The organism is Bradyrhizobium sp. CCBAU 51765, assembly GCF_015291725.1.
GTDB classification, from domain to species: domain Bacteria; phylum Pseudomonadota; class Alphaproteobacteria; order Rhizobiales; family Xanthobacteraceae; genus Bradyrhizobium; species Bradyrhizobium liaoningense.
In genome coordinates, this window is record NZ_CP030038.1 from 1,307,351 (window position 1) to 1,330,205 (window position 22,855).

Below are 22,855 nucleotides of genomic sequence, written 5' to 3' on the forward strand. Positions count from 1 at the left end.
CTTCGCCGTCAGGAGACAGCGACTGCGTGCCCCCGATGGCCAGACAGGCTGGCGAGGTTGGCTTCGGGCTGCCGCATCGCGGCAAGTCCCTGCTTCATCGTGATTTGCGGCGCGTAGCCCAGCTCGGCCTGCGCCTTGGCTGTGCTGATCGTGAACGGCTTGCCGATAAGGCGCAGCATCTGGCGCGTGATTGGCGGCTCGCCGCTGAGGCGCAGGATGCGCCACGCTGCTCCCATCAGGCCGGCCATGGTCCAGGCCATTGCGAACGGGACGGACTTGTCTGGCGGGCTGACCCCGCGGGTGGCGAGCAGCGACGAGATGAAGCTCCTGAGGGTGCTCTGCTCCGCATCTGCGACGAAATACGCCTCGCCGCCGCGCCCCCGATCTGCGGCGAGTATCAGCGCGGTGCATAAATTGTCGACGTGACAGCTCGACATGGCCTGCGTGCCTCCAGCGACCCATTGCCACCGGTCAGCCTTCACAGTCTCCACCATGTGATCGAGAGTCGGCATGTTGCCTCCCCAGATAAAGGGCGGCCGCAGCGCGATCGTCTCCAGGCCCGGGCGGACGCCGCTCGCGGCCAGCAAGGCGCGTTCGCCTTCAGCTTTCGATGAGGCGTAGGGCGAGAAGGCGCGGACTTGTAACGGAAGGCTCTCGTCGGCATTCAACATCGGCTCGGGATCACCCATGACCACCGCCGCTGCGCTGACCGCGACCACGCGGCGCACGCTGGCCGACGATGCTGCCGCGTTCACGACAACGCGCGTGCCCTCGACGTTGGTTCGATCGAAAAGCTCTTGCTTGCCCCAAAGCTTGAAGTGCGCAGCGGCGTGAAACACGATCTCGCAGCCTTGCATCGCCGTTCGCAGCGCCTGCTCGTCGTCGAGCGCACCCCGAACTGGTGTCGCTCCGAGCGCCTTGACTTGCGCCTCGCTCGAAGCGCTTCGGGCCAGCGCCCGCACCTGCCAGCCCCGGGCGAGAAGCTGCGAGATCAGGCGGCCGCCGACAAAGCCGGAGCCGCCGGTCACGAGCGCAATTCGGGCCTGTTCGGATGGCTTCAGGGGATCAGTCATGGCGAACCTCTCGGGCTGAATGGAGCCCGATGATGTCGCGCGTCCGTTCAAAAGTCAACGAACATAATTCATATTTTGTTCGGATTTGCACGCAGGGCGGCTTTGCTGTACTTTTTCGCCAGGAAACGCAGGTCGATATGCCCTCAAGTCCCTCTTCCGACGACAATTCGTTCCGAGAGCAGATTCTCGAAACCGCTCGAGCCCAGGTGCGTCGGCATGGTGAGGCAAAGACGAACGTGGTCGACATCGCGCGTGCGCTTGGCACGTCGCACACCACGATCTATCGCCACTTTCGCTCCAAGGCCGACATCTTCGACGCCCTCGTCGTTGAGATGATGCGCGACGAGGAAGAGATGGCGAAAAAATTCGTCGAGGCGAAAGGATCCTTCGCCGAGCGCCTGGAGGGCATGGTGATGGCGCTGCACGCCCGCAAGCGCGAACGGTTTACTGCCGACGCAGAGGTCTACGGCCTGTACCGCCGGATCGTGGAGGAGCGGCCGGAGATCATCGCGGCGTATTCGAAAGCGATGACGTCTCTGGTCGGCCGCATCCTGGCTGATGCAAGAAAGCGCGGTGAGATCCGGGTCGATGATGTCGAGGCCGCGGCCGGTGTCGTGCGGGACGCGGTGACCGTGTTTGTCCATCCCGTCCACGTGGCAACCGCCGTTGCGGCCAATCTCCCCAGCGAGAGGATGGCTCGCAACGTTGTGCGCACGATTTGCGCCGGATTCAAAGCGGGTGCCAAACTGACGTGAACCCGGCGTTGGCGCGCTGATCGACCCGGAGCGGAAGTCGCGCCCGGCCGGGCTGTCGCTCGCAGCGCGCCTCAGGTCTCTCGCTCAGGCTTTGCCGAGATCAGGCGTGAGATAGCCTCGGCACTCTCAGACGGCTTCAGATTATTTACATCGAGGGTGAGTGCGGGGTGAGGCATTGATACCATGCAGGCGTCGAACTGCGAGCGGAGTGCGCGCAGTAGCGACAGATCCCGCATCTTGCCGAAGGCGGCACGATCTTCATCAACCAGGCGTCGCTCTTGCTCGGCCTGTTCCAGGTGAAGTGCTACGAAGATGACTTCGCCGCCATTCCGCTCCACCAGTTCTTGTACCCGGACCGGAAAGTCTTCAGCCACCGTCGGCTCGGGGGCGAATGTGAATATCAACGATCGCTTCTGCTTGGCAGCTTCCTCGAACACGGCCATCCAGAACTGTTCACGTAAACGCGAGAATGCCTCCGTGCCAAACGGAAATACCGCGCCAACTGCGTCGACGACGAGGTGATTGTGAAACAGCGCAATCCCTGTCCGGGAGGCAAGATGGCGCGCGATAGTCAGTTTTCCCGAGGCGACTTGCCCATAGATGAAAATAAGCTGCATCGGATCGTAATATCACAGGGACTCCCTCGAAGGCTTCTCCCGGAGTCGCCACGTCCAGGCATTGCGGCCGCTCCAATGTCGCCTGTTGGCCCCGGAGCTGACATCAGGACGCAGGGATTGGCCCTTTCGGGAACTTCAGGCTTGGTGCAGACTTCAGGCCATATTTCGAAGAATTGGATAGGGTGCTGCCGATGCCAATTTTCCTCGATCGACACGATCTCTCGGGGCTGACCGCCGCCGATATCGCCGAGGCGCATCGCAAAGATCTGGAAGTGCAAGATCGATACGGCGTTCGTTTTCTAACGTACTGGTTTGATGAATCGCGCGGTACGGGCTTCTGTCTCATTGACGCACCGGATATCCGAACGGCGATGAGGGTTCATGACGAAGCTCACGGCGACGTAGCGAAAGATGTCATCGAAGTGGACCTCTCGGCGGTCCAGGCGTTTCTGGGGAGGGTGTCCGACCCGGTCCCTGGCGGCGGGGCAGACGATGTCAAATTCGATTCAGCGCTGCGAGCTATCATGTTCACCGACATCGTTGGCTCCACCAGCATGACGGAGCGTCTTGGCGATGCCCGTTCAGTGGAGATGGTTCGGGCTCATGACGCGCTGGTGCGCCGGGCCTTGAAGGACGAGGGCGGGCATGTGGTGAAGCACACCGGCGATGGTATCATGGCATCCTTTGCCGACGCCTCTGCCTCCGTGCAATGCGCCCGCGCCATCCAGCGTGCATTTGAAGCCTTCAATCTGGCAAGCACGGAGAAGCTTCAGGTGCGAATTGGCATCGATGTCGGCGAGCCGATCGCTGACAGCAACGACCTTTTCGGTGCGACCGTTCAACTGGCCGCACGTTTGTGTCAGTTGGCCGAACCGGATGCTATTCTCGTATCGAAGGCTGTACAGGATTGCATCCGGGATCGCGTGCAAGTTTCAAGCTTGGGTGCCTACCATCTCAAAGGCTTTCAGCAGCCCATTGATGCATACGGAATCGAATGGCGTTAGCTGTCGCGACTGCTGGCGACGTTGCGTTTGGCCCTTGTGCGACCCTGGAAGATTGCTGCTTCTCCGCCGCTGTCGGGTCTGAGTGGACCTCACGCGACGAGCCGCTTGTGAGCACACGTCCCAGCGGGTTGGCTTCGGCTGGAAGGGATTGCTGCGGATCGTTCACCTCTCCCGCTTGCGGCGGGGGCAAGGGGACTTGGCCTATTGAATATTGTTTCTTTGAGGATCCACCCTCTCTCGAGCCCTTGTCCGCAAGCGGGAGAGGGCGTGCACCTCCGTCGTTGCAGCAATGGAGCCTCATCCCACCATGCGTCAGGAAACGCCGCCGATCTTCTCGGAGACGATCTTGGCCGCGCTGCGCAGCTCGGCGGCGATGGTGCTGGCTTCCGCGGCTGGGATTTGCTCCTGCTTCACCAGCGGGACGGTCATCGCGGCCACCGCGCGGCCGGAAGCTTCGATGATCGGGCAGCTATAGGCAAGGATGCGCGTATAGCCGTCGTCGTTGGAGAAGTTTCCCCCCTCCGCCGAAATGCGGTCGAGCGCCGCGAGCGCCTTCCTGGTGCTGATCCGGTCATTGGTCGCGATGACCTGCGCAAGCTCCTCGCGCCGGCCCTCGAGCTGGAAGGCCGCCAGCACCTTCGCCGAAGCATATTGCTGGGTGAGCGGAAACACCGCGCCGACCTTGACCGACCAGCCCATCAGCCATTCCGGCTCGATCCGGGCAATCACCATGAACTGCTCGCCGTGCAGCACCGTGAGATGACAGGACAATTGCACGCGCGAGGCCAGCTGCTCCATCACCGGCAGCGCCGCCTTCAGCAGCCGCTCGGTCGGCGGGAATTGCGAGGCGATCCGGAACAGCTTCAGCGTCAACGTGTATTCGCCGGTGGCGGGGTCGCGCGCGACATAGCCGCGCCGCTCCAGCGCCACCAGCATCCGGAAGATCTCGCTGACGGAGCGCCCGACGCGTTCGGCAAGCTGCTTCTGGCTCATCCCGCGTGCAGCGCCCGCCAGCGCCTCCAGAAGGTCCAGCCCTTTTTCCAGGGCGGGCGCGCCCGGCTGCGGCTTTTCAGGGTTCATTCATCAGGCCTGTTGGGTCCACTGCCGGGAGCACATGTTGGCAGTGCGCTTTCGTGTACCCGATCACCCGAGCCCTTCTGGGAACTCTGAAAGCGAATGTTCTCGCCGCAGTTTCGGTAGCAATCGCTAGCGTGATCTTGTTGGAGTTCCTTGTGAATAACAGTGTGACAGGTGGGAATCTTCGGGCGATGCGATGTCGGACGCATATTACCGGTTCGTCAGAACGCAACCGGTGATCGCACAAACCGACGACACGAATGCGATGAGAATTTGTTCGTCTGATAATTGTGAGAAGATCGGAAAGTCGGTCGCATTGCCGGAAGGTCCCTTGTCGTATTCGTCGACCCGGACAACATTGAGGTAACGGCCTGTGCTGGCCCAATCTTTGTCTGCTTCACGGTGCTGAATCCACGCTCTTTTAAAGCCGCCCGGACCGATTTCCCATTCGATATAGGGCTGACCTTTGCCGTCCTTCTTGATGTTCATTCCACTGTGCTCCGATGAATATGCGCGACAATGAGTAACGACGAGACCCTAACCCTACGCTCGACCAGGGTTGTTCGGAACTCATCGAATAGCGATAGCAGCTCCTTCGCCTTAGCTTCGTCTAATGGCCCGTCCGGAAATGGGCCTTCCTTACCGCTCCAAATCGCATGAAGATACTCAAGCACGAGTTGGTATAACTCGAAGCCCTTTGTTGGCGGCTCCTTGTCGTCGTCCGCTTGATTTCGGATGCGGCCGATAAAGACCTGTCCCCATACGAAGCCAAGAAGGGTGATAGGCGGCTGGACCAAGGTCAGCTCTGCTACCTTTGCCCCCAACTGTTCTAGTTCGCCGCGTAAGGCGTCGGCAGCCTCCTCTAGCTTCTGTTGCTTCTCGGGGCCGTCCGCCATCAAAGCTGCTTCGAACCCGGACACGTTTGATCCTCCTTATCTGAACTGTCGCCCCATCTTGCATAGGTTCACGATACGAACAACCAAAGCGAGCATGGTGCCTGTCCTACGCCGCGCAAGTCATGCAAAATAGAATCCCAAGGATTCCAAAAATGTGCGTAGAGGCAGCTCAAAGGCAGCTGTTAGACATTGATCTAACGTTCGTTGCTGCAGTCAGCATCGGCAACATTCGTTATACCGCCGAAAGCCGAGGTAAATTCCGGAGCTTCGCCAACCGACTGGCACATAGCAGCGGACAATGAATCCCGGCTCGCGCCTAAGCAGCTCGCCCTCGGAATGACGGGAAATTCGGGGGAAAGCCCCCCTTGAGCCCCATCCCGATTCGTGCGACCTCCGCCCCCATCCAAACCCCTCATCCTGAGCCCCTGATGCACATTCTCCTGCTCGGTTCCGGCGGCCGCGAACATGCCCTGGCGTGGAAGATCGCAGCCTCTCCCCTGGTGACCAAATTCTGGTGCGCGCCCGGCAATGCCGGCATCGCCAGGGAGGCGGAATGTGTGGCGCTCGATGTCGCCGACCATGCCGCGGTGATCGAGTTCTGCAAAAAGAACGCGGTCGAACTCGTGGTGGTCGGGCCGGAGACGCCGCTGGCGGCCGGCATCGTCGATGATCTCACAGCTAGCGGCATCAAGGCGTTCGGTCCGAGCAAGGTCGCGGCCCAGCTCGAAAGCTCCAAGGGCTTCACCAAGGCGCTGTGCACCGAGTTCGGCATTCCGACCGGCGCCTACAAGCGATTCACCAACGCCGATGACGCCCGCGCCTATGTCCAGAGCCAGGGCGCGCCGATCGTGGTCAAGGCCGATGGGCTTGCCGCCGGCAAGGGCGTCGTCGTCGCCAAGACCGTCCGCGAGGCCGAGGACGCCATCGCCATGATGTTCGAGGGCGCCTTCGGCGAGGCCGGCGCGGAGGTCGTGATCGAGGAGTTTCTGCCCGGCCGCGAGATCAGCTTCTTTGCGCTGTGCGACGGCGAGACGGCGATCCCGCTGGCCTCCGCCCAGGACCACAAGCGCGTGTTCGACCACGATGTCGGCCCGAACACCGGCGGCATGGGCGCCTATTCGCCGACGCCGCTGGTCACGCCCGCCATCCACGACGCGATCATGGCGAAGATCATCCTGCCGACGGTGGCCGGGATGAAGCAGCGCGGCACGCCGTTCCGCGGCGTGCTCTATGCCGGAATCATGCTGACGACGCAGGGGCCAAAACTGTTCGAGTTCAACGTCCGCTTCGGCGATCCCGAGTGCCAGGTGCTGATGCTGCGCATGATGAGCGACATCGTGCCGGCCTTCCTTGCGGCCTGCGATGGGCAGCTGAAGAATTTCGACCTGCGCTGGCATCCGGAGTCCGCGCTCACCGTGGTGATGGCGGCGAAGGGCTATCCCGGCGACTACCAGAAGGGCACGCGCATCCAGGGGCTGGAGGAGGCCGCCAAGGTCGAGACCGTCGAGATCTTCCACGCCGGCACGGTGGCCAAGGACGGCGCGATCCTCGCCAATGGCGGCCGCGTGCTCAATGTCTGCGCGCTGGGGGCGACCGTGACCGAGGCGCAGAAGCGCGCCTATCAGGCCGTCGACCGCATCGACTGGCCCGAAGGCTTCTGCCGCCGCGACATCGGCTGGCAGGCGGTGGAAGCGGAGAAGGGCAAGACTTAGCTTGTCATTCCGGACGGCGCGCAAACGCGCCGATCCGGAATCTCGAGGCTGTGGTGTCACCGCGCCGCCACATCGATGTTCCAGAATGTGCAATCAGCTGTTGGGGTTAGCGGCCCCGCCGATAATACCGCTACTGTGCATGGGGTTGTTTTCGACATTTGGTGTGTCGGGGCGGCTCCGGGACTGACCAGACAAGGATGCAGAAAGATGTCCGACCTCGCCGACCTCTATCCGGGCTTTGCCGCCGAATGGATCGATACCTCCTTCGGCCGCATCTTCGCCCGCGTCGGCGGCAAGGGCCCGCCGCTGCTGCTCCTGCACGGCTTCTCCGAGACGCATGTGATGTGGCACCAGGTGGCGCCCGAGCTTGCCGAGCACTTCACGCTGATCATCGCCGACCTGCCGGGCTACGGCTGGTCGGACATGCCCGCGAGCGATGCGCTGCACATGCCCTACAGCAAGCGCGCGATGGCGAAGGCCATGGTCGAGGCGATGGAGCGTCTCGGCCATGTGCACTTCGCGCTCGCCGGCCACGACCGCGGCGGCCGCGTCTCCTACCGCCTCGCGCTCGACCATCCCGGCCGGCTGTCGCGCCTGGCCGTGCTCGATATCCTGCCGACCTATAATTACTGGGAACGGATCAACCGCGCCTATGCCCTGAAGATCTATCACTGGACCTTCCTGGCGCAGCCCTATCCGCTGCCGGAGACGCTGATCTCGAGCAATGGCGAGTTCTTCCTGCGCTTCAAGATGGCGAGCCAGACCAAGTCGAAGACGCTCGATGCCATCGACCCGCGCGCGCTCGAACACTACCTCGCCCCGTTCCGCGATCCCGCCCGGGTGCACGCGATGTGCGAGGACTACCGCGCCGGCGCCTATTTCGACTACGACCTCGACAAGGCGGATTTCGAGGCCGGCAAGAAGATCACGATCCCGATGCTGGCGCTGTGGGGCAATGCCGGCATCGCCCAGGCCGCCGCGACGCCGCTGGACACGTGGAAGCAATGGGCGACCAATCTGGACGGCATGCCGGTCGATTCCGGGCACTTCCTGACCGAGGAGAATCCGGAGGTGACCGCGAAGGCGCTGCGGGAGTTCTTCTCCGCGGGTTAACGCCGCTCGCGAAAGAACTCCTTGAGCAGCCGCGCCGCCTCGCTCTCGCCGACGCCGGAGTACACGTCCGGTGCGTGGTGGCAGGTCGGCGAGGCAAAGAAGCGCACGCCGGATTCCACCGCGCCGCCCTTGGGATCGGCGGCGCCGTAATAGAGCCGCCGGATCCTTGCAAACGAGATCGCGCCCGCACACATGGTGCAGGGCTCCAGCGTCACGTAGAGGTCGCAGTCGACCAGGCGCTCGCTGCCGATCTTCGCGGCGGCCTCGCGCAGCGCGATGATCTCGGCATGGGCGGTCGGATCATGGTCGGTCAGCGTCCGGTTGGCGGCGGTGGCGATGACCTCGTAATCGCGGACCACCACGCATCCGATCGGAACTTCGCCCGATTTTCCGGCGTTTTCGGCCGTCAGAAGCGCCAAATCCATGAAAGAAGGGGCTTTCAAGCCTCGTATCATCGCCAGAAACCTGCTACTAGCTCCGCCTTCAGCAAGAGTGAATACCGGATCTGCCTGAGCATGCGGCTCGCAGCGAGCGCGCGCAATGCTCATCGCGCTACCCCCCTTAGGTGAGATTATTCATGCCTCGCGACAGCGACAAAGACAACGATTCCCGCGGCCGGCGAGGCCCGCCGAAGGGCCGGTCCGGCAAGCCGCGTGGCCCCGAGAAGAAGTTCGCCAAGCGCGGCCCTGAGGGCAGGGGCGATGCCCGCCCGGCCCGTGGCGACCGCGACAGCCGTCCGCCTCGCGCCGACCGCGGGGATCGTCCGTTCCGCCGCCGCGAGGAGGGCGATGCCCCGCGCCGCGATTTCAGCGACCGTCCGAAATTCAAGCGTGACGACCGTGGTGGCGAGGGGCGCGGCGAGCGCAGCTTCAAGCCGCGCGGCGACCGTCCGTTCTCCGACCGCACCTCGCGCGATGGCGAGAAGCGGCCGTTCAAGCCGCGCGGTGATCGTCCGTCCTATGGCGGCGACCGTCCGCCGCGCAGCCGGGATCGCGACGATTCCCGTCCGGCCGGCCGGTTCGGCGACAAGAAGTTCGGCGACAAGCGGCCCTATACGCCGCGCGGCGACCGTCCGGACCGCAAGTTCGACGGCGAGCGGAAGTTTTCGCGGGGCGCGCCCGATCGCAGCGATCGTCCGCGTGATTTTGGCGACCGCCCGCGCGGTGGCGAACGTAGCGGGTCCAAACCCTGGCAGAAGCGCGATGCAGCACCGCGCGGCGACCGGCCGCCGCGCAAGGACTTCAGCAAGGGCCCGCGCAAGGATTTTGGCGACCGTGACCGCAGCGGGGACAAGCCCTGGCAGAAGCGCGAAGGCGGCGAGGACCGTCCCCGGTTCTCGCGTTCGCGCGACGATCGTCCGTCGGGCGAACGTCCGTTCCGCGAACGGCCCAAATTCGATCGCCCGCGCGATGATCGTCCGAAATTCGATCGGCCCCGTCGCGACGGCGATGGCGAGCGTGGCGGCGACCGTCCGAAATTCAACCGTCCTCGTGAGCGATCCGAGGGCCGTGCCGACTGGCACGAGCATCCGCGCAGCGAAGGCCGTTTCGGCGATCGTCCGCGCCGCCAAAACGAGGATGAGAGCAGGATTTTCGAGAAGCGCCCCGCCTTCGGCGGCCGCGGCGCCTATCGCCAGCGCGATCGCGATTTCGAGGGACGGCCGCGTCGCGAAGACGCGCCGAAGCCGAAGAAGGCCGGCGAGCGCATCGCAAAGGTGCTGGCGCGCGCGGGTCTTGCCTCGCGCCGCGACGCCGAGGAGATGGTCACGCAGGGCCGCGTCACGGTCAACGGCCGCGTGATCAACTCGCCGGCGCTGGACGTGACGCAGAACGACGCCGTCGCCGTCGATGGCAAGCCGTTGCCGCCGCGCGAGCGCACGCGGCTGTTCCTCTATCACAAGCCGCGCGGGCTGATGACGACGCATGACGACCCCGAGGGACGTCCGACGGTGTTCGACAACCTGCCGGAAGGGTTGCCGCGCCTGATCAGCGTCGGCCGGCTCGACTTCAACACCGAGGGCCTGTTGCTGCTCACCAATGACGGCGGGCTCGCGCGCACGCTCGAGCTGCCCGACACCGGCTGGCTGCGCCGCTATCGCGTCCGCGCCCATGGCGACGTCACGCAGGCGCAACTCGACGAGCTCAAGAACGGCATCGAGATCGAGGGCGTCAAGTATGGTCCGATCGAGGCGACGCTCGAGCGCGACCAGGGCGCCAATGTCTGGCTGGTGTTCGCGATCCGCGAAGGCAAGAACCGCGAGGTGCGCAATGTCTGCGCCCATCTCGGGCTCGAGGTGAACCGGCTGATCCGGGTCTCCTATGGCCCGTTCCAGCTCGGCGAGATCCCCGAGGGCCAGGTCGAGGAGGTCCGCTCGCGCGTGCTGCGCGAGCAGCTCGGCGACAAGGTGATCGAGAAGTCGGGCGCGCAGTTCGACGTACCGCAGAAATCGGCTGCAGCCGATGACGATGCGCCCCGCGAAAGCAAGCCCGCCAGCAAGCGCGCCGTGATCAACGACCGCAAGGGCCGCCGCGTGCTGGTGCAGCGCACCGGCAGCGAGGAGGCGCGGGAGCGCAACGAGATGGACGCGAGCGGCTACGGCCCGCCACGCCGTCCCAAGCGCGGTTATCACGGCAAGCGCGACCTGACGCCGCGGGACGGCGAGTAGGTCCAATGGGTGGAGCGAGCCTGGCACCGCGTAACTGGTTGTCATGGCCGGGCTTGACCCGGCCATCCACGTCTTGCTTGCGCCTACAGCTGAAGAACGTGGATGCCCGGGACAAGCCCGGGCATGACGGAGCGGTGTGATGCGCGTCGTCGGTGGCAGGTTGAAGGGGCGCAATCTGGCCTCACCGTCCTCGCGCGACATCCGCCCCACGGCGGATCGGTTGCGCGAGTCCGTGTTCAACATCCTCGTGCACGCCTACGAGGATCCAATCCAGGACGCGCGCGTGCTCGATCTCTTCGCCGGCACCGGCGCGCTCGGTATCGAAGCCGCGTCACGCGGGGCGAAGTTCACGCTGTTCGTCGACAACGGTGCCGAGGCGCGTGCGCTGCTCCGTAGCAATGTCGAGGCGCTCGGCCTCGGCGGCGTCACCAAGGTCTATCGCCGTGATGCCACCGATCTCGGCCCTGCGCATCCCGTCGAACCGTTCTCGCTGGTGTTCCTCGATCCGCCCTATGGCAAGGGATTTGCGGAGAAGGCGCTCGCGAGCCTGCGCGACGGCGGCTGGCTGACGCCGGGCGCGCTGCTGGTGGTGGAGGAAGCGAAGGCCGCGCAGTTCGTCACGCCCGAGGGGTTTGAGGAATTGGAGCGGCGCGCGTATGACGACACGGAGTTCGTGTTTTTGAGGAAGCCGTAGCGTCACTGCGTAGGGTGGGCAAAGCGAAGCGTGCCCACCATCGATGTCGAGTGCGCGGATACATGGTGGGCACGGCGCGCGAAGAGCGCGCGCCTTTGCCCACCCTACCGGAGCGCCACTCACCTCCGTCCGAACAGCTTCTCCACGTCGCTCAGCTTCAGCTCGACATAGGTCGGCCGGCCGTGATTGCACTGGCCGGAGTTCGGCGTCTCCTCCATCTCACGGAGCAGCGCGTTCATCTCCTCCGGTCTGAGCCTGCGGCCAGCGCGCACCGAGCCGTGGCAGGCCATGGTGGCGGCGACGTGCATCAGGCGGCGCTCCAGCGGCAGCGCCTCGTCCCACTCGGCCATGTGCTCGGAGAGATCGCGCAAGAGGCCGCCGGCATTGGTCTTGCCGAGCAGCGACGGCGTCTCGCGCACCGCGACCGCGCCGGGGCCGAAGGATTCGATGGCGAGGCCGAACGAGGCCAGCTCCTCGCTGCGCTCCAGCAGGCGCTCCACCGTCGCCTCGTCCATCTCGACGATCTCGGGGATCAGGAGGATCTGCCGCTGCACGCCATTGGCAGCCAGCGAGGCCTTCAGCCGCTCGTAGACGATGCGCTCATGCGCGGCGTGCTGGTCGACGATGATCAGGCCGTCGCGGGTCTGCGAGACGATGTAGGTCTCGTGGATCTGCGTGCGCGCTGCGCCCAGCGGGCGATCGACGAGGTCGCCGCTTGGCTGTGATTCGAACCGCACGTCCGCGCTGGGCGCGCCGACATCGAATGCAGCCTGCACGCGCTCGGCGAAGGCGGGGGCGGCGGCGCCTTCGAAGGACGGCATGGGCGCGACCGGGGCGGCTGGAGAGACCCGCCAGTCCCAGCTAGCGGGACGCGGCGTGAAGGCAGGCCGGAACGAGGACAATGCGCTCTCGCCGCCGTTGGCGGCGGTGCGCCGGCCCTCGCGCGCGAGTGCTTCCTTCAGCCCGTGCACGATCAATGCACGCACAAGGCCGGCGTTGCGGAATCGTACCTCGGTCTTCGCCGGATGCACGTTGGCGTCGACCTCGCGCGGATCGAGCATGACGAACAGCGCCAGCACCGGGTGACGATCGCGCGGCAGGTAGTCGGAATAGGCGGCGCGCACCGCCCCCAGGATCAGCTTGTCGCGGACCGGCCGGCCGTTGACGAAGAGATATTGCCCGAGCGCGTTGGCCTTGGTCAGCGCCGGCGCCGCGGCATAGCCGTCGACCACGACGCCCTCGCGCTCGGCATGAACCTCGATGGCGTGGCTGCGGAATTCGGCTCCCAGAATATCGCCGAGCCGCGTCAGCCGTCCGGCGGCGCCGGGCAGGGCGGCGGCCCAGGTCACCGGCGCGCGCTCCTCGCCCGCGAGCGTGAAGGCAATGTCCGGCCGGGCCATGGCGAGGCGCCGCACCACCTCGCGGATGGCTTCCGCCTCGGTGCGATCGGTCTTCAAGAACTTCAGTCGCGCCGGCGTCGCGTAGAAGAGGTCGCCAACCTCGACGCGGGTGCCGTGGGCCAGCGCAGCCGGCATGATCTCGGACTTCGCGCCGCCCTCGACGGTGAGAGCCCAGGCATGCGGTTCGCCGGCATGTCGCGTGGTGATCGAGAGACGCGCTACCGAGCCGATCGAGGGCAGGGCCTCGCCGCGGAACCCGAGGGTGCGGATCTGGAGCAGGTCCTCGTCGTCGAGCTTGGAGGTGGCGTGGCGCTCGACCGCGAGCGAGAGATCCTTTGCGGTCATGCCGCTGCCGTCGTCAGTGATACCGATCCGCCGCCGCCCGCCGCCGTCGGTGAAGACGTCGATCCGGCTCGCGCCGGCGTCAATGGCGTTCTCGACCAGCTCCTTGACCACGCTCGCCGGACGTTCCACCACCTCGCCGGCGGCGATGCGGTTGACGACCTGTTCGGGTAATTGGCGGACGGGCATGAATTCGATCGGGCTCGGTCTTGGATTCGTTGACGTTCTATTCTAGGCCGTGTTGCGTCAAAAGCATGCGTTGGGCAACAGCCGCATGACGGGCTGGGGAAGAAGACCCCCTATCACATTGAAGACATTGGACGTTCGGGACAATGCCGCGGTGTCGATGGACCGGCTGTCGGCCGTGGTTGTGATTGTGAGGCGCCGGGCAGCGGTGTAGCATCGTGAAAAAACGGCAACAGGACGGGAGGACGCCATGTGCCATCTCTTCGCGCATCAGCCCCAACGCGATTACGAGTCCCAGACACGGTCTTTGCGGATCGGTGGGCACTGCACGTCGATCCGTCTGGAAATGGCGTTCTGGGACACGCTGGAGGAGATCGCGGCCAAGGAGAGCATGAGCCTCGGCAAGTTCCTGACCACGCTCTACAACGAGGTGCTCGACCATCATGGCGAGGTCAACAATTTCGCCTCGCTGCTGCGCTGCTCCTGCCTGATCTATCGATCTCGAAGCGTTGCGCCGGTCCGGGAGTTCAAGGCGATTGTTGCGCCCATTCTCGACGCGGCCGAATAGCTGCTGAACCCTCGGTGTCGTCCATCGGGCTACGCGAGTCCCTCCACATCGTCATTGCGAGGAGCTCGCGACAAAATTGCGTAGCAATTTTGCGCTGATGCAACGAAGCGACCAGAATCCTTCCGCGCCGGCAGTCTGGATTGCTTCGCTTCGCTCGCAACGACGGGGGAGAGAGCGGTTTGCCCGTCGGGCGTTAGATCTCCTTCTTCTGCATCGCACCGGCGATGTAGTCCGCCTGCCGGATCGCGAGCGCGACGATGGTCAGCGTCGGGTTGCAGGCCGCGCCGCTGGTGAACTGGCTGCCGTCCGAGACGAACAGGTTCTTGATGTCGTGGCTCTGCCCGAACTTGTTGACCACGCCGTCCCGGGGCTTTTCGCTCATCCTGTTGGTGCCGAGATTGTGCGTGCTCGGATAGGGCGGTGTCGGATAGGTCACGGTGGCGCCGACGGCGTCATAGACCGCGGCGCCCTGCTTGTAGGCGTGCGCGCGCATCGCGACGTCGTTGGGATGGTCGTCGAAATGCACGCTCGCGACCGGCTGACCGAACTTGTCCTTCACGACCGGATCGAGCGTGATGCGGTTGGTCTCCTGCGGCATGTCCTCGCCGACCAGCCACATGCCGGCCATGCGCGGGTAGCCGTCGAGCGCGGACGTGAACGAGCGTCCCCAGGCGCCGGGGTTGAGGAACGCCGCCATGAACGGCAGGCCGATCGACAGCGTCTCCATCTCATAGCCGCCGACGAAGCCGCGCTTGGGATTGTTGGCGGCCTCGTCGCGGATGATGCCGGCCATGGTGGTGCCGCGATACATGTGCACCGACTTCTCGAACACCGCGTAGACGCTGCCGGTCATGTGACGCATGTAGTTGCGGCCGACCTGACCGCTGGAGTTGGCGAGGCCATCGGGGAACATGGGCGAGGCGCTGTTGAGCAGCAGCCGCGGGCTCTCGATCGAGTTGCCGGCCACCGCAACGATGCGCGCCTTCTGACGCTGCATGGCGCCTTGCTCGTCGGCGTAGACGACACCGGTGACCTTGCCGCTTGCGTCGTGCTCGATCTTCACCACCATGCTGCCGGGGCGGACCTCGAGATTGCCGGTCGCCTCGCCCTTGGGGATCTCGGTGTAGAGCGTCGACCATTTGGCGCCGGATTTGCAGCCCTGGAAGCAGAAGCCGATCTGCTGGCACGAGCCCCGTCCGTCGCGCGGCTGACTGTTGATGGCCATGTTGCCGGTGTGCACGGTCTTGTAGCCGAGCTTCTTCGCGCCGGCCTCCAGCACCTTGAAGTTATTGTTGCCGGGCAGGCCGGGAATGCCGTTGGTGCGAGTCACGCCCATCTTGTTCTCGGCCTTCGCGTACCACGGCTCCATCTCGGCGAGCGTGACCGGCCAGTCCAGCAGGTTTGCACCGGGAATGTTGCCGTAGGTGCTCTTCACTCTGAACTCGTGCTCGTCGAAGCGCAGCGAGGCGCCGGCCCAATGCACGGTCGAGCCGCCGACCGCCTTGACGATCCACGCGGGAAGACCGGAAAAATCCTTGGCGACGCGCCATGTGCCCGACGTGGTGCGCGCATCGGTCCAGGCGAGCTGGGAGAAGCTCTCCCATTCGTCGTTGATGAAGTCGTGGTTCTCGATGCGGGGACCTGCCTCGAGAATGACGACCTTGACGCCTTTCTGCGCGAGCTCGTTGCCCAGCGTGCCGCCGCCTGCACCGGAGCCGACGATCACCACGACGCTGGAGTCGTTCAGATCGAATTTTGCCATATGCGTTCTCCTGAACCGTTGGGGTGGCGATCTAAGCCTTCGGCAGCCAGTCGATGTCGGCAAAGCCGCGGTTGATGTAGCCGCCGAGCTCGGCGGAGGAGCCCTCGTAGCCGAACCGCGGCCAGACCTCTTTCTGGTTGTAGAGCGAGACGACGAGATCGCCGCGTACCTTCTGGAAAAAGGCGCTTTGCTCGATCTCCTTCAGGAGCACAACGCGGTCGGCTTCCCAGGCCACTTCGACATAAGGCACCTTGTGGCGGTCGCGCGCGTTCTGATCGAGCCGCGCAATGCCGTCGCTGATCAGCGATTTGACGGCGGGATCCTTCGCCGCCTTGCCGTCCCACGGCTTGATCGCGGTGATGTAGTAGCTGTCGCCGAGCACGTCGTGCGGATAAATATCGCGCGCGACCTTCAGCAGCGTCTTCATCGTGGCGGGTGAGAGTGCGCTCGTCTCTTCGGCCCAGGCGTTGTCGATGCTGACGCCAACGCTGGTCGCAACGGCCGCGACCGGCACGGCGGTGGCCGCGCCCTTGAGAAAGACGCGGCGGCTGTGCTTGCTTCGACGATCGATTTCTCTCATGGCATGTCCTCCGTAGATTTTTGATTTTGGTTTGGTCAGTTGAAACGGCCGCCCCGCTGGATCACTTCGATCTTGTAGCCATCGGGGTCACTGACGAAGAAGAAGCGCGCCAGCGTTCGGCCGTCGTGCTTGAAATCGCGTAAGGGGCCCGGTGCGAGCTTTTCGCGTTCGAAGCGGGCATGCTCGGCATCGATGTCCTCGACCACCACGGCGAGATGGCCGTAGCCGTCGCCGAGTTGGTACGGCTCCTTGCGATCGAAATTCACCGTCAGCTCGACCTCGAAAGGCGAGGAGGGGTGACGCAGATAGATCAGGGCGAAGTCCGCGAACTTCAAATGGTCGGTGACCTCCAGGCCGAAGGCACGCTTGTAGAAGTCGAGCGAGCGCGCCTCCTCCAGCACGCGGATCATGGAATGGACCGGCTTTGCCATTCAGTTCAGCTCCTTGAGGTAAGTGATGATGGCGGCGCGTGTCTCGGGCCTGGCCTGCCGATAGGCCATGATCACACCGGGGATGACGGCTTGCGGATTGGCCAGCCACGCGTCCAGCCGGGCCTCGTCCCAGGTGAAGTCAGCTTTGGCGAGGCCGTCCGAATAATGAAAGCCCTCGACCTTGCCGGCGGCCCGGCCCACGATTCGGACCAGCGGCGGACCTTGTCGCATCGGGTCCGAGAGATTGGTGGTATGGCACACCGCGCATTGCTGCTTGAACAGCGTCGCGCCATCCGGCGGCTTTGCCGCCGGCAATGGCATCTGCGCGTCGGCGCCTCGCGCCATCAGCACCATCGCGGTGCACAATCCCAGCACGATCGTGCGCATCGCCAAGAGCTCGCTCATCCACGTCAAATCCAGCGTGTGCAAACTCTAGTCGGCGTCAAAGATGTGGTGGTAGTAGCGGGCTGTTTCGCGGCAAGCGGAAACGTGTGGGGCGCGTGTGATGTTCCGCGGCGCCTTATATGCGGAGCACAATTCCGCGAAACCGCCGTCAAATCCCTCAACGATCACCACACCATCCGGATTGCATGACGATCACGCCGCTCGAACTCTCGACGCGATGACATGGCCGGTGCAGATGAGCGGCGTGGGGAGCCGCCGAGCCGTTCCTCGCGAAAGAATCCAGGAGAAATGGATGAAGTTGGTCAAGACCTCGATGATCGCATGCGCTCTATCGGCTCTCGTTGCCACGCCCGTTCTCGCGCAAGGCGCGCCACCTGCCAAGTCAGGCGGCACCGTGCAGAGCAAACCGATGCAGGGCAGCACCATGGGCAGCGGCGACGAAGAAATGAACCCTCAGGCGGGCGCGGCGGGTGAGAAGACCGGCATGAAGTCGACCAAAGGCACCAGGGGCACGGTCGGCACCACGGGCAGCGCTACGCACAAGGGAACGGCTGACGACGCCGCGACGGGCGGCGCAGCCCCGTCCAAACGTTACTAAAGCATGATCCGGAAAAGTGCGCAGCGGTTTTCTGAAAAGAACATGCTTAAACAACAACCTAAAGCGCGATGACGATTCATCCTAATCGCATCGCGCTTTAGTCTCGCCGGGTGGATCGGCAAAGCTCCGGTCGCCTCGCGGCCGGAGCTCTTTGCCGCACCGGCTAGTCGTCGAAGCTCCGGCCGCGTCCTGCCTTGACGTCACTGCGGTGCTTCTTGCCCTCGAGCCGGCGCTGCTTGGAGGCGAAGGTCGGCCGCGTCGCGCGCCTCGGCGTCGGCCTGATCATCGCTTCGCGCAGCATCTCCGTGAGACGGTCGATGGCATCCTGACGGTTGCGCTCCTGGGTGCGGAAGCGCTGCGCCTGGATCACAATGACGCCGTCCTTGGTCATGCGCTGGCCGGCAAGGCGCGCAAGCCGCAGGGCCGCGTCCTCCGGCAAGGTCAGCTTGCGCGTGTCGAAGCGCAGCTGTGCCGAGGTCGCGACCTTGTTGACGTTCTGCCCGCCCGGGCCGGAGGCGCGGACAAAACCGATCTCGATATCGTCCTCGTCGATGACGAGATTGCGGGATATCCGCAGCATGTAGGCACCATCCGTGATGTCTGGACATATCGCGGACGCTCAGGTTCGGCAATGGCGCTCATGCAAACGCAAATGGCCGGGCAGGGCCCGGCCATTCAGGACGCGCTTGCAGAAGAGATCAGTTCGACTTCGGCGTCGCAGCCGCCGGTTGGGCCGCGGCCTGCGGGGCGCGGCCGACGACGACGGTGAGGAGGCCCTGGCCCCAGAGGCGCTTGGCGGCCGCCTTGGCATCGTCCAGCGTCACGGCGTCGACGATGGCGTTGCGCTTCTCGATATAGTCGATCGGCAGCTTGTCCTGCTGATATTGCAGCAGCGCCTGGGCCAGCTTGGAGGAGGTGTCGAGCGCCAGCATCTGCGAGCCCTTGAGGTAGGACTTGGCCTCGTCGAGCTCCTTCTGCGTCGGACCCTCCTCGGCCATGCGGCGCACCTCCTTCTCGATCGCGTCGATGGTGTCGCCGGCGCGGTCGGCGCGCGTGCCGGTGTTGCCGATGAAGATCGCCGAATGCTCCATCCAGAGCAGCGATTCGAACACCGAATAGGCCAGTCCGCGCTTCTCGCGGACCTCGCGATAGAGCCGGGAGGACAAGCCGCCGCCGCCGAGGATGTGGTTGACGACATAGGCCGCCATGAAGTTCGGATCGCTGCGCTTCACCCCGGGGCCGCCGAAGGTGATCACGGTCTGCGGCACGTCGAGCGTCACGAAGGTGCGTTGCGGCGGCTTTGCAGCCTCGACATCGGGAACCGGCGTCAGATTGGCCTTGGCAGGCAGGCTGCCGAATGTGTGGTCGAGCAGCTTGCCCAGGGTCGCCGGATCGACGTCGCCGACGACGGCGATCTTGAGCCCGTCCTTGGCGAGGACGCGGCCGACATAGTCCCTCATGTCGGCGACCGTGATGGTCGGCACGCTGTCGAGATTGCCGTTGGTCTGCCGGCCGTAAGGATGCTCGCCGAAGGCGACTTCCAGGAACTTGCGGCTCGCCAGCGAGGTCGGATTGGTGGTCTCGCGGCGCAGGCCCGAGATGACCTGCGAGCGGATGCGTTCGACGTCGGCGGTGTTGAAATGCGGCGAGGTCAGCGCGCCCCTGAGCAGGTCGAAGGCCTCGTCCTTGTTGTCGCGCAGCATGCGCAGGCTGCCGCGAAACGTATCGCGGGTGGCGTTGAAGGAGAGCTCGATGGCACGGCGATCGAGCCGTTCATGGAACGTCTTGGAGTCGAGATCGCCGGAGCCTTCGTCGAGGAGATCGCCGACCAGATTGGCGACGCCCGGCTTATCCTTCGGGTCCTGGGAGGAGCCGCCGGCGAAGGAATATTCCATCGCGATCAGCGGCACGGTTGCGTCCTGCACGAACCAGGCTTCGATGCCGCCGGGCGAGATCAGGTGCTGGATTTTTGCGGCGGCATGTGACGGCGAGATAGCGGCGAGCGCGAGCGTCGCGCCGCTGGCAAGGGAGAATGCAACGCGTCGAAGGAAGGGATAGGTCACGAACGCTTCTCCTCGCGCTTGGCGGTAGCGGTGTCCTTGATCAGATAGCCCGTCACCGAGCGCTTCTTCTCGAGCCATTTCTGCGCGACGGCGCGAACCTGCTCGGCGGTGACGGCGCGGATGCGGTCGGGCCAGCTCCGGATGTCCTCGATCGACAGGCCCGTGGTCAGCGCGCCGCCGTACCAGCGCGCCAGCACCGCCTGGTTGTCCTGGGCGTAGATCGCCTCGGCGATGAGCTGGGTCTTCACGCGCTCCAGATCCTCGGCGCGGATCGGGTTCTGCGCAACGCTGGCAATGACACCGTCGACCGCCTGCTCCACTTCTGCGAAGCTGACGCCGGGCCTCGGCGCAGCCGAGATCGCGAACTGGGTCGGGTCGAGCGAGATGCTCGAATAGCTGGCGTTGGCGGAAACCGCGAGCGGCTTGTCGACGACGAGCGCGCGGTAGAGATAGGAATTGCTGCCGCTGCCCATCAGCTGCGCCAGCACGTCGAGGGCCGCGCTCTCGCCGGCTGCTGCCGTGGTCGCGGAGGGCACCAGATAATAGCGCCGCATGCTCGGCTGCTCGACGCGCGGGTCGGCCAGCGTGACGGTGCGCGGGGCGGCGGGCTCCGGCTCCTGCGGACGGACGCGCCGTGCCGGAATCGCGGGCTGCGCCGGGATCGAGCCGAAATTGCGCTCGACCAGCGGGCGGATTTCGGCGGCGTCGACGTCACCGGCGATCACCAGGATCGCGTTGTTCGGCGCATAAAAGCGGCGATAGAAGGCGAGCGCATCCTCGCGATCGAGCTTTTCGATCTCCTGATGCCAGCCGATCACCGGACGCCCATAGGGATGGTTGAGATAGAGCGCGGCCATGATCTGCTCGTTCAGCCGCGCATCCGGATTGTTGGCGACGCGCATGTTGTACTCTTCGAGCACGACGTCGCGCTCAGGCAACACGTTCTCGTCCTTGAGGACGAGGCCCGTCATGCGGTCGGCCTCGAACTCCATCATGGTCGGCAGCTGCTCTTTCGGCACACGCTGGTAGTAATTGGTGTAGTCGACCGAGGTGGAGGCGTTCTCGTTGCCGCCGACGCGAAGCACGGTCTGGGAGAATTCTCCGGCCGGATGCTTCGAGGTGCCCTTGAACATCAGGTGCTCGAGGAAGTGCGCCAGCCCGGACTTGCCGGGAGTCTCGTCCGCCGAGCCGACCTTGTACCAGATCATCTCGGTGACGACGGGCGTGCGGTGATCCGGGATCACCACGACCTGCATGCCGTTGCTGAGCGTGAAGCTGGCTGGCGGAGCCGATGTTACCGTGGTCTGGGCGAGGGACGTGCCGGCTGAGAGGACACTCGTCGAAAGCAGCGCGGCAAGGAGGCAGGCAGCCGATCGGTAAGAGGACATCATGATCCTTTTGAAAGGCCGAGCCCGGATGTCCGGCTCGGAGGCACGGCATGCTACACCGTGCGGCTGAGGCTTCGCGTCACGAAGCAGAGAACGCATGTCGTAGGCAAGTTACTGATAGGCAATTTACGGCTGCGCCGGGCGTGCAGGGATGCGCCGGCGCCGGCCTCGCTTTTGTCAGGATGTCGCAGTGGACAGGAACGCTATTGTTCCTTCTCCTTGCCAGACATGATGTCGTAATACATCCGCCGCGACTTGTCCGGCCCGGCGCCATAGGCGTAGTTCGGCGATGGCGTCTGGTAGCCCGGCGGCGGCTCGACCAGCGACTGGCGCGGCGGCTCCGACGTGAACTCCTTGGACTCGGAGCTGTTGCCGCCCTTCATCATGTTCCACAGACCGCCGGTGAAACCGAGCTCGGCGGGGCTCAGCGACGGGTTGCCGTTGGTGCCCGGCTGAATCGGATCGTTGCTCGTGCGGGGCGCCGCGGCGACCTGGCCGGCCTTCATCTCGGCAGGCGTCAGCGGCTGGGCGGCCTGCCAGTTCTCCGTTGCCTTGGTGGCCTTCTTGCGCGCGGCGATGGCTTCCTTGCGGCGCTTTTCTTCGGGGTCCTTGGGCCAGTTCGGCGCAGCCTTGGCTTCGGTCGCAGGCGGCGGCAGATCGAGCTTGGGCGGCACCACCAGCGGCGAGCGCTCGCGGTATTCGATGCCCTTCTTTTCCATGCTCTTGGCGCCGATGCCGGACATCAGATTGTCGATGAGCCTCTCTTCGAAGGTCATATCGTCTTCCTCGTCGTCGTCACCGGCGCGGGCCGCGCCGGTCGACATGACGAGGCCGATGCCAAGTGCGACAGCGGACAATTTCAATGCCCGCCAGAGCCCCCACCGGAGGTCTCGCACCATCGAATCGCTGGTCATCGCGCTGCGCATTGCTTTACCTGTTCCATATTGTGGCAGATCGCCGCGCGCACGCGGCTCTCATCCTCGCAAAGGCCGGGTTCCACCGCCGGTCCGTATCGGCCGGGATCAGGGCGCTTTTGCGGCGGGTACCCCCAGGAAGGAATCATACAATAGCGCCGCCACCCCAGCAACGATGGCCACGTCGGCGAGGTTAAACACATACCAATTATAGGTTTTTCCGGCGATCTCGATGTGGAGCAGGGCGAAATCCACCACCGCGCCATAGGCCAGGCGGTCGATGCCGTTACCGATGGCGCCGCCGATGATCAGGCCGAGCGCGATCGTAGCAAGCATGGTGTGCGAGCGGGCCATCCAGATCGCCAGCGCGACCACCGCGATACCTTTGACGGCCATCAGCGCGAGCTGCGCTGCCTGGCTGTCGTTCTGGAGCCAGCCGAAGCTGATTCCGATGTTCCAGGCCAGCACCAGGTCGAAGAATGGCGTCACCCGCACCGCCCCGCGGCCGGCGAGGTCGAACACATTCAGGAGCCAGAGCTTCGAGGCCTGGTCTGCCACCAGCGTGACCATTGCCGCGAGGATGCCGGCGCGGAGCGGGGTCATGGGCGACCG

General features: G+C 64.7%; 24 protein-coding genes. 8 read left to right on the forward strand and 16 right to left on the reverse strand.

Features of this window, described 5'->3' with window-relative positions; all coding sequences use genetic code 11:
- Positions 1 to 8 precede the first annotated feature (8 nt).
- Positions 9 to 1,073 (reverse strand): NAD-dependent epimerase/dehydratase family protein, encoded by a 1,065-nt coding sequence (locus XH96_RS06090; RefSeq protein WP_194391480.1) that lies wholly within the window; start codon positions 1,071 to 1,073, stop codon positions 9 to 11.
- Between the two features lie 29 nt (positions 1,074 to 1,102).
- Between XH96_RS06090 and XH96_RS06095 the strand changes: the two genes are divergently transcribed.
- Complete coding sequence (locus XH96_RS06095; RefSeq protein WP_194391481.1) at positions 1,103 to 1,828, forward strand: TetR/AcrR family transcriptional regulator; 726 nt, start codon at positions 1,103 to 1,105, stop codon at positions 1,826 to 1,828.
- A gap of 71 nt (positions 1,829 to 1,899) precedes the next feature.
- On the opposite strand, the gene XH96_RS06100 is transcribed toward XH96_RS06095, so the two are convergent.
- Complete coding sequence (locus XH96_RS06100) at positions 1,900 to 2,445, reverse strand: AAA family ATPase (protein WP_194391482.1); 546 nt, start codon at positions 2,443 to 2,445, stop codon at positions 1,900 to 1,902.
- Positions 2,446 to 2,636: 191 nt separating this feature from the next.
- Between XH96_RS06100 and XH96_RS06105 the strand changes: the two genes are divergently transcribed.
- Positions 2,637 to 3,449, forward strand: coding sequence for a nickel-binding protein (locus tag XH96_RS06105; protein ID WP_194391483.1), 813 nt, complete (start codon positions 2,637 to 2,639; stop codon positions 3,447 to 3,449).
- Positions 3,450 to 3,761: 312 nt separating this feature from the next.
- On the opposite strand, the gene XH96_RS06110 is transcribed toward XH96_RS06105, so the two are convergent.
- The 3 genes from XH96_RS06110 to XH96_RS06120 form a co-directional block, all read right to left on the reverse strand.
- Complete coding sequence (locus XH96_RS06110) at positions 3,762 to 4,529, reverse strand: IclR family transcriptional regulator (RefSeq protein WP_194391484.1); 768 nt, start codon at positions 4,527 to 4,529, stop codon at positions 3,762 to 3,764.
- Positions 4,530 to 4,736: 207 nt separating this feature from the next.
- Positions 4,737 to 5,015 (reverse strand): hypothetical protein, encoded by a 279-nt coding sequence (locus XH96_RS06115; RefSeq protein ID WP_194391485.1) that lies wholly within the window; start codon positions 5,013 to 5,015, stop codon positions 4,737 to 4,739.
- Positions 5,012 to 5,446 carry a hypothetical protein gene (locus tag XH96_RS06120; protein WP_194391486.1) on the reverse strand — a complete coding sequence of 145 codons (435 nt, stop codon included), beginning with the start codon at positions 5,444 to 5,446 and terminating at the stop codon, positions 5,012 to 5,014. The genes XH96_RS06115 and XH96_RS06120 overlap by 4 nt, the downstream gene beginning before the upstream one ends.
- Positions 5,447 to 5,850: 404 nt before the next feature.
- Between XH96_RS06120 and purD the strand changes: the two genes are divergently transcribed.
- Both purD and XH96_RS06130 read left to right on the forward strand, forming a co-directional pair.
- The gene (gene purD / locus XH96_RS06125) at positions 5,851 to 7,134 is read left to right on the forward strand and encodes a phosphoribosylamine--glycine ligase (protein ID WP_194391487.1); all 1,284 of its coding nucleotides are present in this window, start codon (positions 5,851 to 5,853) and stop codon (positions 7,132 to 7,134) included.
- 207 nt (positions 7,135 to 7,341) lie between these two features.
- On the forward strand, positions 7,342 to 8,247 hold the full coding sequence (locus XH96_RS06130) for an alpha/beta fold hydrolase (RefSeq protein ID WP_194391488.1): 906 nt from the start codon (positions 7,342 to 7,344) through the stop codon (positions 8,245 to 8,247).
- On the opposite strand, the gene XH96_RS06135 is transcribed toward XH96_RS06130, so the two are convergent.
- Positions 8,244 to 8,702, reverse strand: a complete 459-nt coding sequence (locus XH96_RS06135) for a nucleoside deaminase (protein WP_131869425.1) — start codon at positions 8,700 to 8,702, stop codon at positions 8,244 to 8,246. The two genes, XH96_RS06130 and XH96_RS06135, sit on opposite strands and share 4 nt — an antisense overlap.
- 122 nt (positions 8,703 to 8,824) lie before the next feature.
- Between XH96_RS06135 and XH96_RS06140 the strand changes: the two genes are divergently transcribed.
- Positions 8,825 to 10,912 carry a pseudouridine synthase gene (locus XH96_RS06140; RefSeq protein WP_194391489.1) on the forward strand — a complete coding sequence of 696 codons (2,088 nt, stop codon included), beginning with the start codon at positions 8,825 to 8,827 and terminating at the stop codon, positions 10,910 to 10,912.
- A 139-nt stretch (positions 10,913 to 11,051) separates the two neighbouring features.
- A complete protein-coding gene (gene rsmD, locus XH96_RS06145) occupies positions 11,052 to 11,606 on the forward strand; it encodes a 16S rRNA (guanine(966)-N(2))-methyltransferase RsmD (RefSeq protein ID WP_194391490.1) in 555 nt (184 codons plus the stop codon).
- Between the two features lie 119 nt (positions 11,607 to 11,725).
- Here the strand turns inward: rsmD and mutL are convergent, their stop codons facing one another.
- Positions 11,726 to 13,537, reverse strand: a complete 1,812-nt coding sequence (mutL, locus tag XH96_RS06150) for a DNA mismatch repair endonuclease MutL (protein WP_194391491.1) — start codon at positions 13,535 to 13,537, stop codon at positions 11,726 to 11,728.
- 247 nt (positions 13,538 to 13,784) lie between these two features.
- On the opposite strand from mutL, the gene XH96_RS06155 reads away from it, so the two are divergent.
- Positions 13,785 to 14,102 (forward strand): ribbon-helix-helix domain-containing protein, encoded by a 318-nt coding sequence (locus tag XH96_RS06155; protein WP_194391492.1) that lies wholly within the window; start codon positions 13,785 to 13,787, stop codon positions 14,100 to 14,102.
- A gap of 193 nt (positions 14,103 to 14,295) precedes the next feature.
- On the opposite strand, the gene XH96_RS06160 is transcribed toward XH96_RS06155, so the two are convergent.
- Genes XH96_RS06160 through XH96_RS06175 form a run of 4 tightly spaced genes read right to left on the reverse strand, consistent with a single transcriptional unit; the run spans position 14,296 to position 17,262 of the window.
- On the reverse strand, positions 14,296 to 15,864 hold the full coding sequence (locus XH96_RS06160) for a GMC family oxidoreductase (RefSeq protein WP_194391493.1): 1,569 nt from the start codon (positions 15,862 to 15,864) through the stop codon (positions 14,296 to 14,298).
- Between the two features lie 31 nt (positions 15,865 to 15,895).
- The gene (locus XH96_RS06165) at positions 15,896 to 16,444 is read right to left on the reverse strand and encodes a gluconate 2-dehydrogenase subunit 3 family protein (protein WP_194391494.1); all 549 of its coding nucleotides are present in this window, start codon (positions 16,442 to 16,444) and stop codon (positions 15,896 to 15,898) included.
- Positions 16,445 to 16,479: 35 nt separating this feature from the next.
- Positions 16,480 to 16,875, reverse strand: a complete 396-nt coding sequence (locus XH96_RS06170) for a VOC family protein (protein ID WP_061877409.1) — start codon at positions 16,873 to 16,875, stop codon at positions 16,480 to 16,482.
- Positions 16,876 to 17,262, reverse strand: coding sequence for a cytochrome c family protein (locus XH96_RS06175; RefSeq protein ID WP_194394053.1), 387 nt, complete (start codon positions 17,260 to 17,262; stop codon positions 16,876 to 16,878).
- Between the two features lie 310 nt (positions 17,263 to 17,572).
- On the opposite strand from XH96_RS06175, the gene XH96_RS06180 reads away from it, so the two are divergent.
- On the forward strand, positions 17,573 to 17,878 hold the full coding sequence (locus XH96_RS06180) for a hypothetical protein (RefSeq protein WP_194391495.1): 306 nt from the start codon (positions 17,573 to 17,575) through the stop codon (positions 17,876 to 17,878).
- Between the two features lie 163 nt (positions 17,879 to 18,041).
- Here the strand turns inward: XH96_RS06180 and arfB are convergent, their stop codons facing one another.
- From arfB to lspA, 5 genes are all read right to left on the reverse strand, one after another.
- The gene (gene arfB / locus XH96_RS06185; RefSeq protein WP_194391496.1) at positions 18,042 to 18,458 is read right to left on the reverse strand and encodes an alternative ribosome rescue aminoacyl-tRNA hydrolase ArfB; all 417 of its coding nucleotides are present in this window, start codon (positions 18,456 to 18,458) and stop codon (positions 18,042 to 18,044) included.
- A gap of 118 nt (positions 18,459 to 18,576) precedes the next feature.
- Positions 18,577 to 19,941: a pitrilysin family protein gene (locus tag XH96_RS06190; protein WP_194391497.1), complete on the reverse strand. Its 1,365-nt coding sequence runs from the start codon at positions 19,939 to 19,941 to the stop codon at positions 18,577 to 18,579.
- Positions 19,938 to 21,332 carry a M16 family metallopeptidase gene (locus tag XH96_RS06195; protein ID WP_371739981.1) on the reverse strand — a complete coding sequence of 465 codons (1,395 nt, stop codon included), beginning with the start codon at positions 21,330 to 21,332 and terminating at the stop codon, positions 19,938 to 19,940. The genes XH96_RS06190 and XH96_RS06195 overlap by 4 nt, the downstream gene beginning before the upstream one ends.
- Positions 21,333 to 21,532: 200 nt before the next feature.
- The gene (locus XH96_RS06200) at positions 21,533 to 22,255 is read right to left on the reverse strand and encodes a hypothetical protein (protein WP_194391498.1); all 723 of its coding nucleotides are present in this window, start codon (positions 22,253 to 22,255) and stop codon (positions 21,533 to 21,535) included.
- Between the two features lie 96 nt (positions 22,256 to 22,351).
- Positions 22,352 to 22,846: a signal peptidase II gene (lspA, locus tag XH96_RS06205; protein WP_028176617.1), complete on the reverse strand. Its 495-nt coding sequence runs from the start codon at positions 22,844 to 22,846 to the stop codon at positions 22,352 to 22,354.
- Positions 22,847 to 22,855 lie beyond the last annotated feature (9 nt).

Coding starts and splice junctions, on each gene's coding strand:
- XH96_RS06090 (WP_194391480.1), bottom strand. CDS start 1,073: ATGACTGATCCCCTGAAGCCATCCGAACAGGCCCGAATTGCGCTCGTG.
- XH96_RS06095 (WP_194391481.1), top strand. CDS start 1,103: ATGATGTCGCGCGTCCGTTCAAAAGTCAACGAACATAATTCATATTTT.
- XH96_RS06100 (WP_194391482.1), bottom strand. CDS start 2,445: ATGCAGCTTATTTTCATCTATGGGCAAGTCGCCTCGGGAAAACTGACT.
- XH96_RS06105 (WP_194391483.1), top strand. CDS start 2,637: ATGCCAATTTTCCTCGATCGACACGATCTCTCGGGGCTGACCGCCGCC.
- XH96_RS06110 (WP_194391484.1), bottom strand. CDS start 4,529: ATGAACCCTGAAAAGCCGCAGCCGGGCGCGCCCGCCCTGGAAAAAGGG.
- XH96_RS06115 (WP_194391485.1), bottom strand. CDS start 5,015: ATGAACATCAAGAAGGACGGCAAAGGTCAGCCCTATATCGAATGGGAA.
- purD (WP_194391487.1), top strand. CDS start 5,851: ATGCACATTCTCCTGCTCGGTTCCGGCGGCCGCGAACATGCCCTGGCG.
- XH96_RS06130 (WP_194391488.1), top strand. CDS start 7,342: ATGTCCGACCTCGCCGACCTCTATCCGGGCTTTGCCGCCGAATGGATC.
- XH96_RS06135 (WP_131869425.1), bottom strand. CDS start 8,702: ATGATACGAGGCTTGAAAGCCCCTTCTTTCATGGATTTGGCGCTTCTG.
- XH96_RS06140 (WP_194391489.1), top strand. CDS start 8,825: ATGCCTCGCGACAGCGACAAAGACAACGATTCCCGCGGCCGGCGAGGC.
- rsmD (WP_194391490.1), top strand. CDS start 11,052: ATGCGCGTCGTCGGTGGCAGGTTGAAGGGGCGCAATCTGGCCTCACCG.
- mutL (WP_194391491.1), bottom strand. CDS start 13,537: ATGCCCGTCCGCCAATTACCCGAACAGGTCGTCAACCGCATCGCCGCC.
- XH96_RS06155 (WP_194391492.1), top strand. CDS start 13,785: ATGTGCCATCTCTTCGCGCATCAGCCCCAACGCGATTACGAGTCCCAG.
- XH96_RS06160 (WP_194391493.1), bottom strand. CDS start 15,864: ATGGCAAAATTCGATCTGAACGACTCCAGCGTCGTGGTGATCGTCGGC.
- XH96_RS06165 (WP_194391494.1), bottom strand. CDS start 16,444: ATGAGAGAAATCGATCGTCGAAGCAAGCACAGCCGCCGCGTCTTTCTC.
- XH96_RS06170 (WP_061877409.1), bottom strand. CDS start 16,875: ATGGCAAAGCCGGTCCATTCCATGATCCGCGTGCTGGAGGAGGCGCGC.
- XH96_RS06175 (WP_194394053.1), bottom strand. CDS start 17,262: ATGCGCACGATCGTGCTGGGATTGTGCACCGCGATGGTGCTGATGGCG.
- XH96_RS06180 (WP_194391495.1), top strand. CDS start 17,573: ATGAAGTTGGTCAAGACCTCGATGATCGCATGCGCTCTATCGGCTCTC.
- arfB (WP_194391496.1), bottom strand. CDS start 18,458: ATGCTGCGGATATCCCGCAATCTCGTCATCGACGAGGACGATATCGAG.
- XH96_RS06195 (WP_371739981.1), bottom strand. CDS start 21,332: ATGATGTCCTCTTACCGATCGGCTGCCTGCCTCCTTGCCGCGCTGCTT.
- XH96_RS06200 (WP_194391498.1), bottom strand. CDS start 22,255: ATGCGCAGCGCGATGACCAGCGATTCGATGGTGCGAGACCTCCGGTGG.
- lspA (WP_028176617.1), bottom strand. CDS start 22,846: ATGACCCCGCTCCGCGCCGGCATCCTCGCGGCAATGGTCACGCTGGTG.